This is a genomic window from Gilliamella apicola, assembly GCF_003202655.1.
Taxonomy (GTDB): domain Bacteria; phylum Pseudomonadota; class Gammaproteobacteria; order Enterobacterales; family Orbaceae; genus Gilliamella; species Gilliamella apicola_R.
On sequence record NZ_QGLR01000012.1, the window covers coordinates 130,348 to 147,265 of the forward strand.

15 protein-coding genes are annotated in these 16,918 nt (G+C 34.1%); 4 read left to right on the forward strand and 11 right to left on the reverse strand.

From position 1 onward, the window contains the following. Positions 1-3: 3 nt before the first annotated feature. The 3 genes from DKK70_RS10465 to DKK70_RS10475 all read right to left on the reverse strand — a co-directional run bounded on the left by DKK70_RS10465 (position 4) and on the right by DKK70_RS10475 (position 3,978). Positions 4-483, reverse strand: coding sequence for a Lin0368 family putative glycerol transporter subunit (locus tag DKK70_RS10465; protein ID WP_110434118.1), 480 nt, complete (start codon positions 481-483; stop codon positions 4-6). 13 nt (positions 484-496) lie between these two features. Next, positions 497-880, reverse strand: coding sequence for a dihydroxyacetone kinase phosphoryl donor subunit DhaM (gene dhaM, locus DKK70_RS10470; RefSeq protein WP_110433943.1), 384 nt, complete (start codon positions 878-880; stop codon positions 497-499). A 1,124-nt stretch (positions 881-2,004) separates the two neighbouring features. Continuing rightward, positions 2,005-3,978, reverse strand: coding sequence for a TonB-dependent receptor domain-containing protein (locus tag DKK70_RS10475; RefSeq protein WP_110433944.1), 1,974 nt, complete (start codon positions 3,976-3,978; stop codon positions 2,005-2,007). A 168-nt stretch (positions 3,979-4,146) separates the two neighbouring features. Between DKK70_RS10475 and DKK70_RS10480 the strand changes: the two genes are divergently transcribed. From DKK70_RS10480 to DKK70_RS10495, 4 genes are all read left to right on the forward strand, one after another. Next, entirely contained in the window at positions 4,147-5,067 is a 921-nt protein-coding gene (locus tag DKK70_RS10480; protein WP_110433945.1) for a siderophore ABC transporter substrate-binding protein, read from the forward strand. 229 nt (positions 5,068-5,296) lie between these two features. Further along, positions 5,297-6,613, forward strand: a complete 1,317-nt coding sequence (rimO, locus tag DKK70_RS10485; RefSeq protein ID WP_110433946.1) for a 30S ribosomal protein S12 methylthiotransferase RimO — start codon at positions 5,297-5,299, stop codon at positions 6,611-6,613. 9 nt (positions 6,614-6,622) lie between these two features. Further along, positions 6,623-8,011, forward strand: coding sequence for an MATE family efflux transporter (locus DKK70_RS10490; RefSeq protein WP_110433947.1), 1,389 nt, complete (start codon positions 6,623-6,625; stop codon positions 8,009-8,011). 208 nt (positions 8,012-8,219) lie between these two features. Then, complete coding sequence (locus DKK70_RS10495) at positions 8,220-9,791, forward strand: phosphoethanolamine transferase (protein WP_110433948.1); 1,572 nt, start codon at positions 8,220-8,222, stop codon at positions 9,789-9,791. A gap of 120 nt (positions 9,792-9,911) precedes the next feature. Here DKK70_RS10495 and DKK70_RS10500 read toward each other — a convergent pair whose 3' ends face one another. The 8 genes from DKK70_RS10500 to rpe all read right to left on the reverse strand — a co-directional run bounded on the left by DKK70_RS10500 (position 9,912) and on the right by rpe (position 16,914). Further along, a complete protein-coding gene (locus DKK70_RS10500) occupies positions 9,912-10,265 on the reverse strand; it encodes a PTS glucitol/sorbitol transporter subunit IIA (protein ID WP_110433949.1) in 354 nt (117 codons plus the stop codon). Between the two features lie 18 nt (positions 10,266-10,283). Continuing rightward, entirely contained in the window at positions 10,284-11,312 is a 1,029-nt protein-coding gene (gene srlE, locus DKK70_RS10505) for a PTS glucitol/sorbitol transporter subunit IIB (RefSeq protein ID WP_110433950.1), read from the reverse strand. A gap of 12 nt (positions 11,313-11,324) precedes the next feature. Continuing rightward, the gene (gene srlA, locus DKK70_RS10510; RefSeq protein ID WP_110433951.1) at positions 11,325-11,846 is read right to left on the reverse strand and encodes a PTS glucitol/sorbitol transporter subunit IIC; all 522 of its coding nucleotides are present in this window, start codon (positions 11,844-11,846) and stop codon (positions 11,325-11,327) included. Between the two features lie 44 nt (positions 11,847-11,890). After that, positions 11,891-12,274, reverse strand: a complete 384-nt coding sequence (locus tag DKK70_RS10515) for a transcriptional regulator GutM (protein WP_110433952.1) — start codon at positions 12,272-12,274, stop codon at positions 11,891-11,893. 79 nt (positions 12,275-12,353) lie between these two features. Beyond that, positions 12,354-13,601, reverse strand: coding sequence for an NAD(P)H-dependent oxidoreductase (locus DKK70_RS10520; RefSeq protein WP_110433953.1), 1,248 nt, complete (start codon positions 13,599-13,601; stop codon positions 12,354-12,356). 217 nt (positions 13,602-13,818) lie between these two features. Then, the gene (locus DKK70_RS10525; RefSeq protein WP_110433954.1) at positions 13,819-14,766 is read right to left on the reverse strand and encodes a sugar-binding transcriptional regulator; all 948 of its coding nucleotides are present in this window, start codon (positions 14,764-14,766) and stop codon (positions 13,819-13,821) included. 506 nt (positions 14,767-15,272) lie between these two features. Continuing rightward, a complete protein-coding gene (gene tal / locus DKK70_RS10530; protein WP_110433955.1) occupies positions 15,273-16,223 on the reverse strand; it encodes a transaldolase in 951 nt (316 codons plus the stop codon). Between the two features lie 43 nt (positions 16,224-16,266). Then, positions 16,267-16,914: a ribulose-phosphate 3-epimerase gene (gene rpe, locus DKK70_RS10535; RefSeq protein ID WP_110433956.1), complete on the reverse strand. Its 648-nt coding sequence runs from the start codon at positions 16,912-16,914 to the stop codon at positions 16,267-16,269. Positions 16,915-16,918 lie beyond the last annotated feature (4 nt).

The following is a 16,918-nucleotide window of genomic DNA, read 5'->3' on the forward strand; positions in this document are numbered from 1 at the left end:
ATCCTAGATTGAACTCTTTTTTTGAAAAATTTTAATTCTTTTAGCGCGTAAGATTTTCTCTTTGGCCTCTTTTAATTTTTCAAAATCAGAACGTCTAAGTCCTGGTTCTCTTGGATTTTCATTAACAAACTCTTTTTTCTTAGCCATGTCTTTTTCAATAAATGCCGCAGTAATTCCCCCTAGGGCGGCCCCACAACCAACTAATAAAATTGTTGGTAAAGAGGTTGAAAAAGCATCGCCTCCCTGAATAAAGGTATCTCTCATAATGCCACATACTGCGATAGCTAACCCCATATCAACAAAAGCCGCATCATCTTCGTTACCGGTTAAATTAATGTAATGATTCATATACCACATTGGCCCAATAATGATTATCGCCGCAAGATAACCACCAAAAATGCCATAAGTACCTAATTGTGACCAAACAGCCATCACTATCATGCCCGCGATACAATAACCAACAAAACTTCGAAAAAATTTCATAGCCATTCTCTCTCTAAATATTTTGTAACTCAGCTAAAATACCTTCCACATCCTTATCAACCATAGCTTGAATTGATGCATAAAAAGCACCTTCGACTAATGGCGCATCAACTAATATGACTTTACTTTTTAGCTCTTCATCTTCAATTAGATCAATTGCGGTTTCGGTACTTAATATTGCACTACCTATATCTGCAAAAATCAGAATGTTACTATGCTGGCTTGATTGTTTAATAATGTTATAAATGGCAACAGAATCAGTTCCTAAACGGCCATCTTCTGTCCCCCCTGCCGAAAAAATTCTCACATCCCCTGTTGAATCAACCATTTCCTCAATCATCTCTTTTAGCCCATCAGTGATCTTCCTGCTATGAGATACTAAAATGATACTGACCATAAAACCTCCGAACAAATGTTTACTTATTAATCTTTTGTTCAATTATAACCAATAAATTTTCTCCGCAAATGGTTTTATAGCAATTTTGTGACTAAGATCTAAATATTAACTAGTTAACCGCGATTTCTGCCTAATCAAATGGAAATAGCTGAAATGTTGTCAATGTAAAAAGAGATGAATTTATGGTAAATATTGGTGAGAAATATTAAAAAGTAATATCATTTAATCAGATAACATGTCGTTCATAAGATCGCACGCAAAACAAAAGATTAAATAATTGTATCATGCAGGTCTTTATTGAAATAAGATTTGGCAAATGTTAGTTATTTAAAACACATTTTTTAACTTTTTATTTAATAAACCAAATAAAAAACCATTCAATAAACCTAAAATCAGGCAATTATTATCATCGGCATTTTCAATCTGTTTAAATTAACCCCTGATTAGTTATTTCCTAACTGCCTGATACACATCCGATAGGGTTAAAGATACGATTGTCGTTTATTCGACATTATAGAAGAGATCAACAGCTGACATTTTATATTTCGCCTAATCGAAAATTATTAGTTATCTCATTTAAATCGTTATTAAGTGTTTGCATCATGCTATTAGTCGTCAACTTTCACTTACGTTTTTCGCTATAGTCGTATTTGGGTTGTAGGATTTCTAGCCGTGATTTTTAATTGATTTACTTTTGCTTCAAAGAAAACAAGCTTAGTAAGAAATTCGTATTAGGAGGGGTAATTTTTCATAGTAGAAAAGTTATTTTTGACCGATGGTAATAATCTTAAAAAAAGTATTAATTGAACTTTAATAAATTGCTATTTTGAGCTAAATAAATAATTCTCAACCAGCAGTTAAAAAACTAGCTAGCTGATAAATTTTAAATATTAGAAATTAATATCTGTAGCAACAAAGTAATGACGACCTGTTAAGCTTTTAGCAAAATCATCGTTTGAAACATCCTTATTTGGACATGATTAATTTGAAATACCTTTGTCAAATAATCCTCAATCATAACTAATAAATTAAAATGTTAATATAGTTTATTTATTAAATAAAAAAGTGGCTGTATTAACAGCCACTCAATATTTATAATTACATTTTTTGATGATAAGTACTAATTAGAAATTAATTTCAGTACCAACAAAGTAACGACGACCTTCTAAAGTTTTACCAAAATCATCGTTTGAAACATCTTTATCAAATAAGTTATAAACACCACCATAAATCTTAGCATTTTGGTTTAGTTGGAAAGACGTTCCCACATCCCAGAAGGTATAACCAGGATACTCAATTTTTTTGCCACTACGATCCGTAGTAGATTCCACGCCGTAATAGGCAACTTTAGTCCATAAATCCAATTGTTGCGTTAAATTCCAATCAAGCTGAGTATTGAATTTTTGTTTAGGTGTACGGTTTAAAGGTTTACCCTTATTATTACCTGTTTTTTGTTCTGTTTTAGTCCAAGAATAATTAGTACTTAATAAGAAATCGGTAAATAATGGGGTTTTGAATGAGAGCTCTATACCTTTAAGATCTGCTTTATCTACATTTTCTAAACCTTGGATAAAATGAAATTTTTTACTAAAGTTTTTATAAGAACATGTTTTCTCTTCGATATTTTTATTATCACAAATATAGTAAGATTGAATCTTATCTTTGTATTTAGTATAAAAAGCTGTTGCAGAAGCATCAATACCGTAATCATTGGTATATCCTAGACCAATTTCAAAATTATTTGATTTTTCAGGTTTTAAATCAGGATTACCAACAACTACACCATCCCAATATCCCCCACCTGTTTCTTGTCCCCAGTCAGAAACAACTTGACGCAATTTTGGCGTTGCATAACCGGTTGAGTAACCGCCTTTCAGGGTAAAATTATCATCAATATTCCAGACACTATAGACTCTTGGATTCCAGTTGCTACCATAGTTTTCATCTTTGTTATAACGTAAACCAGCCGTGATACTCCAGTTATCGAAAATGCTTATTTCATCTTCGGCAAACAATGCATAATTCCAGCGATCAATTTTAGTAATATCACTAGTAAGTTCATTACCTTTATCATGAAGCTCTTGGTAATTATATTTACCCCCTACCGTTAGCATATTAATACTAAAAGGAATCGTCACTCGAGAATCTAGATCGGTATTACGAATTTTCATTTTTCTTTCTGGATTATTGTTTTCTTCATAAGCAATAAAAGAAGTCGTCGATAGATCATCAAATAAACCATTATGAGTTAGCGCAAAAGAATTTCTAGCATTATCACGCTTATAATCTTTATCTCTTGATTTTTCTCTTGTTTTACCTCTGATTGAAGTACTATTTTGTAACGAACGACCAAAATCGAGATCAAATTTTTGGTTATCAGTAGCATTAAGTGATAATTTACCATTCAAGCTGCGTAATTTCTGTCCAGAATGACCATTTAAAAACTCATCTTCATGACGATTTGTATATTGCCCATATAATTGAATACCGAGAATATCGTCAATAATTGGTCCAGTCGTTGAAAAACTACCTATATAGGTATTTTTTTCATCAGAACGATAAGGCATAATTGATTCAACTCGTAATCCACTATGCCAGATATTTGATACCTTTTTAGTAATAATATTGATTACCCCACCCATAGCATCAGAACCATACAAGGAAGACATTGGTCCTCGAACGACTTCAATACGTTCAATGGCTGTTAATGGTGGTAACCAGCCTTGTTCAAAACCGGAATTATCACTATTTGGTCTAGTTTCACGAGTGTTCACTTTTTTACCATCAATTAACATTAAAGTATATTTGCCATCCATTCCTCGAATACTAATATCGGTTGAATCACCACCGCCTGTTACGGTGATACCTGGAATATCCTTAAGAGCATCGGTAACGTCACGATAAGGTTTTTTGCTAATCTCTTCCGGTGTGATTACCGAAATCGTTGCCGGTGCTTCCTTAATCTGTTGTGAAAATCCTGATGCTGTTACCACCATAGTATCGGTATTTTTATCATCGGCTGCCATCGCTAAACCTGATAGTGATAATAAAATACTTGTATTTATGACATGTGTTGCCAACTTAAACCTAGTATTCATTTGTTTAACCCTATTATTTATATTGATATTTTCAATGCAATTTGTGCGTAACGATATATTATATGAGAATAATTATCAATATCTTTACCAAAATTTATTTATCACTAGACAATTAATAATGTTTAAATAATAATAGTTATCATTTTCAAAGTAGCAAAAGGAATTACCATGAATACCAAAAAAAAGGTACTATTAAGTACGCTAACTGCTCTTATTTTAGGATTAACTGGTTGTCAATCATCAATCACAGTAAGCCCAGATAATAAGCAATCGGTAGTGGTACCTAAATCGCCAAGTAAAGTTGTTGTGATGAACTATGGCGCCTTAGACACGTTAGATGCATTAGGTAAAGGTTCAATTGTTACAGGAACACCACTTTCCGTTCTTCCTTCTTATCTAGAACAATATAAAAGTGCAGATATTACCGACACTGGTAATATGAAAGAGCCTAATATTGAGGCAATAGAAAAAGCTAAACCACAACTTATCATCATTGATGGTCGTCAAGCTAGTCGAACCGAAGTATTAAATAAAATAGCACCAGTAATTAATTTAAGCGTTGATGCCAAAGATTATCTTGAATCAACTAAACACCACATCAATATTTTAGGCAATATTACCGGCACTGAAGAAAAAGCGAGTAATTTAATTCAATCAATTGAGGCCAAAATTACCAGTGGACGTGCGATAGCTGAAGCGAGCGATAAAAAAGCAATTGTAGCTATCCATAATGACGGGAAAATGATTCTAATCAATGCAAGTTCAAGCGCAGCGTTAATTCACGATGTATTAAAAGTTAAACGCGCTGCGCCATTCGCATTGCAACCAACCAATAGTGTTGGTAAACCAAAACCAATCTTTATTGATAACAGTTATATTAGTAAAGTTAAACCAGACATTATTTATGTTGTCGACCGAAGTAAAGCTATTGGTCAATCAGCAATGTCAGGTGACTTTTTCGACTCAAAAGTGTTAGCGAAAAGCCAAACCAAAGTTGTCTACTTAACTCCAGATCTTTGGTACTTATCTGGTGGCGGTGCTGAAAGTTTAGATCTACAAATTGATGAAGTAATAGATGCATTAAAATAAGCTTTTTCTCCCGAATTAACTTCCTATAATTGTAAAAGCTCTTATTGTTATAAGAGCTTTTTTTAGATTTTATCCATATCCATCGTTCTTTATATCAAATTAAAAATTTTTATTTCGCCCTGTTTAATTATGTTAGAATGTTCATCTGTTATCTTAATCTAAATTCAATCGTTTTTAGATTGTCGAAAATTACCGCAATTAATTTAAAATTACTATAATTACTATGAATATGTCATCCCCTACTATAGGATTTGTGAGCCTTGGTTGTCCTAAAAATTTAGTTGACTCTGAGCGAATTTTAACCGAGTTACGTACTCAAGGTTATCAAGTTGTGCCTAGCTACGATAATGCTGATTTAGTTATTGTTAATACTTGCGGCTTTATTGATAGTGCGGTACAAGAATCATTAGAAGCTATTGGCGAAGCGCTAAACGAAAATGGTAAGGTTATTGTGACTGGTTGCCTTGGCGCCAAAGAAGATCAGATCCGTAATGTGCATCCTAAAGTGCTAGAAATATCAGGACCACACAGTTACGAAGCCGTACTGCAACATGTAAACAAATATGCACCTAAACCGAGTTATAATCCATTTACTAGCCTTGTGCCAGAACAAGGAGTGAAATTAACACCGAAGCATTACGCTTATTTGAAAATTTCAGAAGGCTGTAACCACAGCTGTACGTTCTGTATCATACCTTCTTTACGAGGAGAAATGGTCAGTCGTCCTATTGGTAATGTACTAGATGAAGCAAAACGGTTAGTTGATAGCGGAGTAAAAGAACTTTTAGTCATCGCTCAAGATACCTCAGCTTATGGTATTGATATCAAAAACCGCACCAACTTTTGGAATGGTATGCCGTTAAAAACCGATATTTATACCCTTTGTGAACAACTATCAACCCTTGGAATTTGGGTACGTCTACATTATATGTACCCGTATCCTAGTGTCGATAATTTAATTCCATTAATGGCTGAAGGAAAAATCTTACCTTATTTAGATGTGCCGTTACAGCATGCCAGCCCAACGGTTTTAAAATCAATGAAACGCCCGGGGACGATCGAAAGAACATTAGAGCGAATTCATCATTGGCGTGAAATTTGTCCGGAAATTACTTTGCGTTCAACCTTTATTGTTGGTTATCCGGGCGAAACTGAACAAGATTTTGAGTTATTACTCGACTTTTTAGAAAAAGCGCAATTAGATCGCGTGGGTTGCTTTCCTTATAGTCCTGTTGAAGGTGCAGCGGCAAATCAATTAGCAGATCAGATACCAGAAGCGATAAAACAAGAACGCTTCCATCGTTTTATGCAATTACAACAAACGATTTCGACCCAAAAACTACAAAACAAAATTGGCAAAACTTTATCGGTTTTAATTGATGAGGTTGATGAAGAAGGTGCCATCGGACGAAGTATGGCGGATGCGCCAGAAATTGATGGTGTTGTCTATTTGAATGAAGAGAAAACTGTTAAAGTCGGCGATATTGTTCAAGTCAACATTGAACATTCAGATGAATACGATTTATGGGGTACTGTAATACAGTAAATATTTCCAATGAAGCTACATTATCGACACGAAATAAAAAACCTAATCACGTTAGCTATACCGGTGATGATTGCCCAAATATCACAAACAGCAATCACGTTTGTCGACACCATTATGGCGGGTAATTACAGCAAAACTGCTCTTTCGGGGGTAGCCATTGCTGTATCAATTTGGTTGCCTACTGTTTTGTTTGGCCAAGGATTATTAACGGTTTTAACCCCTATAATCTCTAACTTAAATGGTGCGGCCAAACGTGAGCAAGTAGCCGATCAGACTCGTCAAGGGGTGGTGATTGCGTTAATTTTATCCATCATCATGATGCTAGTTTTGTACAATTCCGACAAAATAATTAGTCTAAGAAGCTCAGCTGATCATCCTATCGATCCAGAGATGGTTGATGTAGCCGTTTCATTCTTACGCGCAATTATGTGGGGAGTACCTGCCTTCTTATTATTTTTGGTTTATCGTAATCAATGCGAAGGCTTATCTAACACTAAACCCGCTATGGTGATTATATTTATAGCACTACTTGCCAATATTCCGATTAATTATGTATTAATTTATGGCAAGTTTGGATTGCCTGCTTTTGGTGGTGTTGGTTGTGGTATTACTGCCGCTATCATTTTTTGGTTGATGTTTGCTTTAATTCGTTTGTATACATTAACCACAGCTAGCCAACATGATATTCGCATAACACCACTAACCAAACTCATTGATTTTGCTATCATCAAAAAAATAGTTATCCTCGGCACGCCACTAGCTTTAGCCTATTTTTTTGAAATGAGTTTGTTTGCGGTGGTCGCACTACTTATTGCGCCACTTGGTCAAATAACCGTGGCTGCACACCAAATAATCTTCACAATCAGTAGTTTAACGTTTGCTATACCATTATCTTTGGGGGTAGCAACCAGTATTCGTGTTGGTTACTTATTGGGTAAAAATAAACCAATTCTAGCCAAGCAAACTGCTTATATAAGTCTAGCGATATCCTTCATGATAGCGGTAATCGTGGCATTAATTCTGGTCATTTTTAGATCACCAATAATAACCATATTTACTCATGAGATCGATGTAATAACCATCTGTCTACAATTGATTATTTTACTTGCCATCTATCAAGCATCAGATTATTTGCAAGTCGTAGCAAGTAATGTATTACGTGGTTATAAAGATACTAAAAGCATCTTTTTTATTACCCTAATCTCTTATTGGGGAGTGGGGTTACCGGTTGGATATATCTTAGGATTAACCGATCTTGTTATGCAACCAATTGGCGCTGCCGGTTTTTGGATAGGAATTATATTAGGTCTAGCTGTAGCAGCATTTTTACTTATTGCTAGAATGCTCTACATCCAAAAACTACCGCAAGATGTGATATTAAATAGAGCCTCAAGATAATAAAAATAAAAATTCCTCGCCAAATTTATTAAAAAATATTGAAAGTTTGGCGACTATTTTTATCTAAAAATCTTAATATTAATATATGAATTATAACTTATTAGTTATCTCAATAAAAAAATTAACCTAAATTTATATTGCTTAAAATTTGATTACTTATATAATTTTCTGGCTTATCAACTAATTGTTTTAACATGGATCTGTTTTCGTGATATTTACCAAAAAAGAATTATTTTCACATATTGTTTGTATCGGTCTTTCTGTTTTATTAGTTTACTTATTAGGTTACCCACAAAGATTTGATAGAATACTGCTTACTTATTTTTCTCTAATTTTTTTAGCTAGATTCACATTTTTCCGTTTTTTATTAGGATTATTATTTGTTATTGCTGCACTTTATTTTCCGATAGGATTTTATTATGGAAGTCCAAATGTTGCAGTGGTAAGTGCAGTAGCAGAAACTGATATTGATGAAATACAAGAATTTTGTTCGCAATTACCCCTTTATTTTTATTTTATACCATTACTATTAGTCATAAGTTTTATTCTTTTTTTTAAAAAATTTCAATTTCCTAAAATAGGAAATTATTACGTTATTGCTATAGCATTACTTATCTGTATTTATAGACCAGTCAAAGGAGTCATAAAGTATCAACCAACTACATTGACTAGAATCACAACTACCGTATTAGATAATTTTAAATATCCTTTTTTTGAATTTTGTCTGGATTTATATTCAAGTGTAAAAATATATCTAACGGAAAAACAAGAACAGCTTAAGCAACTCCAACAAACTAATACAATACCTATTGTTTCTGTCAATCCTCAACATAAAACTTATGTTGTTATCATTGGTGAAAGTGTTCGTAAAGATTATATGAGCGCTTATGGCTTTAAATATAGCAATACCCCTTTTACCGATAATAATGCCTCATTAATTTGGGATGGATTAATCGCTCCGGCATCAAATACCCAATCATCAATTCCGCATTTGATTAGTCAATCAAGTTATTTAGATAATCGTGAAGTCAATGCCCAATTAAATAATAATATTATTGCAATTGCTAATGATGCCGGGTTTGAAACCTATTGGCTATCTAATCAAGGAAAATTAGGTAGAATGGAAATAACGGTACCGAGAATTACAGCTTATAGTAAGAATATCTTCTATACCAAAAAAGGCGAATACAATGGTAAATCATCCCATGGTAAATACGATACATTACTTTTACCTGAATTAGATTCATTATTAACGCAACAGCACGATAAACCTAAACTTATTGTTATGCATTTAATCGGTTCCCATCCGCATTTTTGTAAAAGATTGCAGTTTGATGTGCAATTTGATCTTAACAATAAAAACGTTTCCTGTTATGTCAGTAGTATTAAAGAAACGGATGACTTGATAAAATCAACAGTAGAGATATTAAAAAAACATAATGAAGATTACTCTTTAGTTTACTTTGCAGATCATGGACTTTCGCACACCGAACAATATCAAGACTTAAGACACAATTGGGAATATCAAAATAGTTTTCAAGTGCCATTGATATTTTTTGATTCAGATAAAACCAATCAGGTTAAAATTAATAAACAAATTTCAGGTTATCAATTCGTTTATTTATTAAGTCATTGGATGGGGATTCAATTGAATGTCCAACATGATTATATGCAATATGATTTGACTGATATACCTGAACAAAAGAATATTCAAATCAAAGATTGGAAGAATAAACTATATCCATTTAATAATTTGAAAAAAGACCCTAATCCATTTTAAATAATCAATTTTTAGTTAAAAATCACTATACCATCACTAAATTAATAGTGATGGTTTTTTAAATTGAGTATTGCTGGAAATGACAATATCCCTATAAATTAATCCATTAATTACCATCTATCATTCAAAACAAATATCATCGCCAATATTTAATTCAGGGAAAACAGCTGGTTCAACTTCTATGGCACCTGGCAAGGTGCCATCATCACTTAATTTAAAATAGATAGAAATATGCCCTAATTCTTCAAAGTTTCTATTAGCCTCACAACCAACCTTTTTAATGGTATATTTATGTCTACCTAGTCTAAATTCTTTACCCGCAACTAATGTTTGATTAGGTTTTTTATGAAACTCATGTATCACACAAATTTCACGTAAATCAGGTGTTGCCATTGGACCAAATAAAATAATCACTTTTTCTTCTTTGAATTCTGGAACGATAGAACCAATTTCAGTAATGATACTCTTTGCCATAATTAATCCTTTTAATGTTTAATACATTCCAAAACTCATAACCCATGCAACAACCACAGCTAATATTCCGGTTAGCATACGACTATAGAGTACTGCTGGTACGCCAAATTGAACGGTTTTAGGTTCGGCTTCTCCTAAAGACAAGCCAACCGGAATAAAGTCACATCCAGCCTGTGCATTAATCGCAAATAACGCAGGTAGTGCATAAGCAACAGGTATTGCACCAATTGCAATTTGTGAACCAATCAAGACCCCAATAACTTGAGCAATAACCGCTCCTGGTCCAAGGATTGGGGATAGAAATGGTAAGCTACAAATGAACGCAATTACCATCATCCCCCATATTGAACCAGCTAAAGGTGACAAGGTGGTAGCGATAATATGACCGATACCGGTGTAATTAATAATACCTATAAGCATGCTGATAAATGCCATAAAAGGAATAATATTTTTAATTAACATTTCCGTCGAATCACGACCAGCTTGATAAAAGATTCCCATTGCTTTACCTATTCCTCGGGATAATTTTATCAATAAACCTTCTTTTTGATTTTGATGATGTTCTTGCTTTATTTGGGCATATTTTTCTTTGAATTTTTCACGATCCAAAAGTGGATCTTTCCCCGTTTGTGTTTGCTGCTGTTCATCCTGCGCAGATGTCGTTGATTGTTCATTATTACCTTCTGATAGTAGTATGTTTTGCGGTTTCACTCCTGAAACAAAAATATCTTCAGTAATATGTTTTGCTAAAGGACCCGTCGGTGCTGATGGAATAACATCAATGGTAGGAATTTTTTTCATCGGATAAACACCAATTCGCGCGGTACCACCACAATCTATAATTGCACACAAAATTTCATTTTCGGGAATGGCATTTTTAAAACCATCTACCGCTTCACCACCGGAGAGTTCAGCAATTTTTTGCGCAACTGGATGAATACCACCGCCAGTCACAGAGAGTATCTTATGTTTTTCTGCCGTTGGGGTTAAAGAAAAACCTGTTCCCCAGCCACCTTGGCCTTTCTCGATAAAAATTGTTTTATACATAACGTCACTCTCCTACAGTTTTTCTTTACGCATCAAGAATTTGGTGATCATTTCAGTGATAACACCACGCATTAAAATAATGATAATGCCCGCCAAAAAGTAGCGTACTGAAAGACTTGAAATGTTATAACCAGCATCCATCACACCATTGGCAATGCCTAGAAATACAAATAACTCACCGGCATTGGCATAAGGGAACAAACCGGTTACAGGGTGCAAAAATGAGACTACCGAATCATAAAAAGCCGGTTTTTGTTCTTCTTTAACAAAACGACCAAAAGTATAAGCCATTGGGTTAGTCAACATTAAAACAGATAGAATTGGCATTAAACTGTAACGCAATAACCTGTTTTTAGCAGAAAATTGGATAGCTTTGGTGACTCGTTGTTCACCAATAAAAGCGATTAAAGAATAAGTAAATGTTAATAACACAATCAATAGCGGCACGATGCCAGTCATAAATCCGACAAAAACTTGTCCGCCAGCCTGAAATAACCCAATAAAATGGGTTCCAAACCACTCTATATAGTCCATTATTATCTCCTTTGAATTAGTTTTTAATGTGTTGATAAGTTAAATCACCCAGAAATTTGGTTTGCCATTTTTATCATTGCTCTTTCTTCTAGCGAGAGTTTTCTCGTTTGACTTTCTTCCGTTAAGTTAATCAAAATTTGTGACAGATGATGTCCATAGAATCTTGGTAGCGGTTTAAATTTGGCAAAGACTGATTTTCCTTTCAAAAGTTGGCATTCTTTAACCATTTGGTTTTCATCGATCACCATAACTACAATCGCAGTTGCCCCTAACCATTTACGTTCAATAGATGAATAAAGCTGATGATGTTTAAAATGCAAATATTGTTGTGTGATGTTGTACATATATCTTTGATAATAGTTAATTTGCATTAAACTCAATATAGACTGCGAGACCAAAATAACACTGGCGATAATGACAATATTCATGTTTTTACCTCCGATAACAACAACTTAACTCATTGCGCTAACCACTGCTGAGTCTTATCATTCAGCAGTGGTTATATTTTTAGCCGAAGACTTCATCTTGAAGTTTGCGTAATTGCCAAACTGTGGTTGTTTCATCTAAAACAACATCATCTTCAGTTAAAAACTTACCATTTGGTATATCTCGTTTAGCAACGACATTACCGCTGATAAGCCCAATTGGGATATTTTGGTTTTTCCGCATATCCGCATGAGTTTCAATTACCCCTCGAACACAAAAACCACCGATGCCATCGAGTTTTTCACCACACTTAATATTCTTTTTAGCAACAGCAACCGTTTCAGAGACAGGAGCTCCACAAGGAACAATAGCGGTATCGTGATTTAAAATGGCCTTAGCAATAGTCAGCGGAGTTTCAAGACTGGCTAGGTGGAAAGGGCGATATAAAATATGATGATCTCTGTCACCTTTTTTCATTAAGTAATTTAATTCATTACTAACATTAGGATTTTGTCCTTTAACAATGACAAAAATACCCGGCGCTAAACCATCAACATATTCAACTACGCCAAATTTATTAAGAACGCCGCCATTTTCTTTTAAGTTTAAATCTTGAAGGACCGAATCCAAGTCACCTTTAACACCATGCATGCCCACGACATCTGGGATAAATCCCATGGCATTAGAAAGTAAATTCATTTCTGCCATTGTCTTGGTACCATCTTGGAATGCGGCTAACATATGAGATGACATATGCTTTGAATCAGCTTCAGCTTGAGCTGTATCAGGGTTTGCTTCGATTTTTAATTTGTTATTTTTACCTTTGCCAACGACTAAAACTTCCATGCCCATTGATTTAGCAAATTCATACATCTCAAGTGTTGCTGCGGGTTCATCACCATCGGAACCGCTATAGATTAGATCGGCAGCACTAAATAGTTTGTGCATCAAAGGACCTATTGTGATATCAATTTCAACATTAAGCAGAACTAGATGCTTTTTGGCTAATAATGTTTCTAAGGCAATTTTTGCCCCTACTTCCGGTACTCCTGTAGCATCGACGATAATTTCAACCTCTTTTGCTTGAATAACTTCTTTAAAGTTTTTAGAAACCAAAATATCATTTTTTTTATTTGCACTCGCTTTATAGTCTTTGGCGGCTTGCTGTGCAGCTGTTAAATTGATATCACTAATTCCTGTTACACACATTCCCGGAATGGTGGCGATTTGCGCTATCATTCCTGTTCCCATTTGACCGGCACCAATAACCCCTACTCTAATTGGGTTGTCATTTTCTTCTCTTTGCAACAATTGTTTATAGATAGTCATTTTTGTTTTCTCCTTATAAAAATTAATATTAAATAGATTTAATATGTATTTATCATAAAGATAACATAACAAATTTTAACCACAATTAATAAAACACTATTATGTGACATTTGTCACACTAAATGACATTTGTCTATTATGTTTAAATTTTGGCTATAAAAAAGCCTCTTTATAAAAATAAAGAGGCTTGCTAACTAAAATTTAAATATTAAATTCGTTAAAGAGTGGTATTTAAAATATATTCAGCCATTTTGTCAGTCATCACGACAATATCTATAATGTTAGAATTTAAAGCCGCCACCACCGCTTTTTCTTTATTTTCACCAGATACAATGGCAACCACGGTTGGAATTTCACGTAAATCAGCTAAACTTAAACCTATAATTCTCTGATTTATCGGGCTGTTAGCTTCTTCGCCGTCAGAAGTATAAAAACGTGAATTACAATCGCCAACGACATCGTAATAACGAAACTCTTCAAGATCTTTGTTATTAATATAGCCAATCTCTTGCATAGTACTGTTATGATAAGGATTAGCAATACCGACGATGGCCATATCAACAGTTTTACCTTCATTAAGAACTTCATTTATATATTTATTTTTAGATAAATCTAATTTCATGGTTTGATCTTCAACTAACGCCGGTGCATAAAGATATTTACAGGTGCACTGCATTTTTTTCTTAAGATCATAACAAATTTGATTAGAGTGCAAGTCAACTTCTTCTGTCCCCATACCACCAATTAAAGGGACAATAACTAGCTCTTTATGAGTAATATAAGGAAATTCATTAACAAATTTTCTAATTGTTTTTCCCCATGAAATACCTAATTTATTAACTTTCAAAATTCGTTTATTCAATGCATAAGCGGCCTTTTTGGCTAACCAATTAGAGGATTCTTCATAAGACAGATCATGGGTTGCAACAACAATCGCTTCTTCGAGTTTAAATTTAGATTCAAGTTTTTGTTCTAATTCAACGGTATATGCAGTTTCATCTTTAATAAAAATTTCAACAATACCTAAATCTTTAGCATCCTGTAATTTTTTAGAAATTATTGATCGTGAAATACCTATCTTTTGAGCTATTTGAGCTTGAGTCCAACCATACTGGTAATACCAAGTCGCAATTTTGACTAAATCTCGCTTTTCTTCCCATCTCATAAATCACTCCTGCCGATTTTTTGTAATTAACAATAGTTAATCAATATAACAAATGTTTAACCCATAGTAACATAAATCGAAAAAAATCAAATATTAGCTTAGCGGTTAATCACTAATATTAGTAAAACATGGTTATAAATTTTAATAAAAATATTTAAACCAATTAAAAATAAATAACTTATTACAGTTATCACATTTTGTGATTGATTAACTGATGAAAAGAGTATTTGCTAAAATGATTCCGTTTTTGGCGATATTTTCATATGTCGAGATAAATGACTAAATTTAATTTTTATATAATATAGCTATGTGAAATATTCATCATATCTACTTAACAGAATGAATTAATTTAGTTGGACGTCTTTTGCTCCACTAACATCAGATAACAATTAAACTATTTCGAGTATAGCTAAGGGATTATTAGCAGTCGTAAGCTTTGAATTTAGCAAAATTGGTTATATAAAAAGGAAAAATAAAGGGGAACTATCTCCCCTTTTTATTACTAATTAGAGCAAGGCGCCGATCATATCTTCAAGTTTACCCTGATCGACAGCGAAAGCACGAATACCTTCAGCTAGTTTTTCAACTGCCATTGCATCACTGTTGTGTTGCCATCTAAATTCAGCTTCTGTCATTAATGCTGGACGTTCAACCACAGTTTGGTTTGGATTTAATTTCCGCTCAACTGGTGCATTGGATTGTTGCATTTCTGCCAATAAATTTGGGGAAATTGTCAAACGGTCACAACCCGCCAACGCTAATATCTGATCGACTTTACGGAAGCTTGCGCCCATCACGATCGTTTTATAACCATGTTGCTTATAATAGTTATAAATATTACGAACCGATACCACCCCAGGATCTTGATCGGCAACATAAGGCTCTATTGGTTTCTTCGCTTGATACCAATCATAAATACGACCAACAAATGGTGAAATAAGAAATGCATTTACTTCAGCACAAGCGCGCGCTTGAGCAAATGAAAACAGTAAGGTTAAATTACAGTTAATTCCCTCTTTTTCTAGCACTTCTGCCGCTTTTATTCCTTCCCAAGTGGCAGCAATTTTGATTAAAATCCGCGATTTATCAATCCCTTTTTGTTGATATAGTTCAATAATTTTACGGGCTTTTTCTATACAACCTTGTTTATCAAATGACAATCGTGCATCGACTTCGGTTGAAATTCGACCCGGTACGGTTTTTAATATTTCAGCACCGATATTTACTGCTACTTGATCACAGGCATTAACTAATTGTTGTTCTTTACTGCCACCAAGTTTTTTTGCAGTTTCAACAGCAGAATCAATTAAATAACGATATTGAGGAAGTTGAACTGCTTTTAAAACAAGGGAGGGATTGGTGGTTGCATCTTCGGGAGAAAACTGTTTAATCGAATCGATATCACCGGTATCGGCAACTACTACGGTTAACTTTTTAAATTCATCTAATTGGCTCATAACATTATCCTTAAAATATTTATTCGACATGGCTATATAGCTGCTATATTGCTTTTAGGCGACTGACTATATTGGCTCTGTCATGACTTTTGAAGAAGGTAGTACCTGCAACTAACACATTGGCACCGGCTGCCTTGCATATTTGCGCGGTTTCAACATTAATTCCACCATCAACTTCAATTAAATAGTTGAGGTTATGCTGTTTCTTCCACTCAGCTAAGTATTGAATATTAATTAGTGTTTCATTAATAAATGATTGACCGCCAAATCCCGGATTGACTGTCATTTGTAACACCAGATCAACCTCACTTAACACCGTATCCAAATGATGCGCCGGTGTTCCGGGAGTCAATACCACACCGGCTAAACAACCACATTGTTTAATTTGTTGAATTAATCGATGAATATGCGGTGATGATTCAACATGTACTGAAATAATATCAGCTCCTGATTGAGCAAACTTTTCGATATAATTTTCAGGTTGACTTAGCATTAAATGAACATCAATCGGCAACGACGTTATTTTTTTAATTTGCGCCAGCATGTCATAGCCGAAAGACAGATTAGGTACAAAATGACCATCCATGATGTCGAGATGCAGATAATCGGCGCCAGATTGTTCAACACTTTGAATTTCTTCTTCTAAGCGCATATAATTAGCAGCCAGTAAAGAAGGAGCAATGTAAATCATGTTA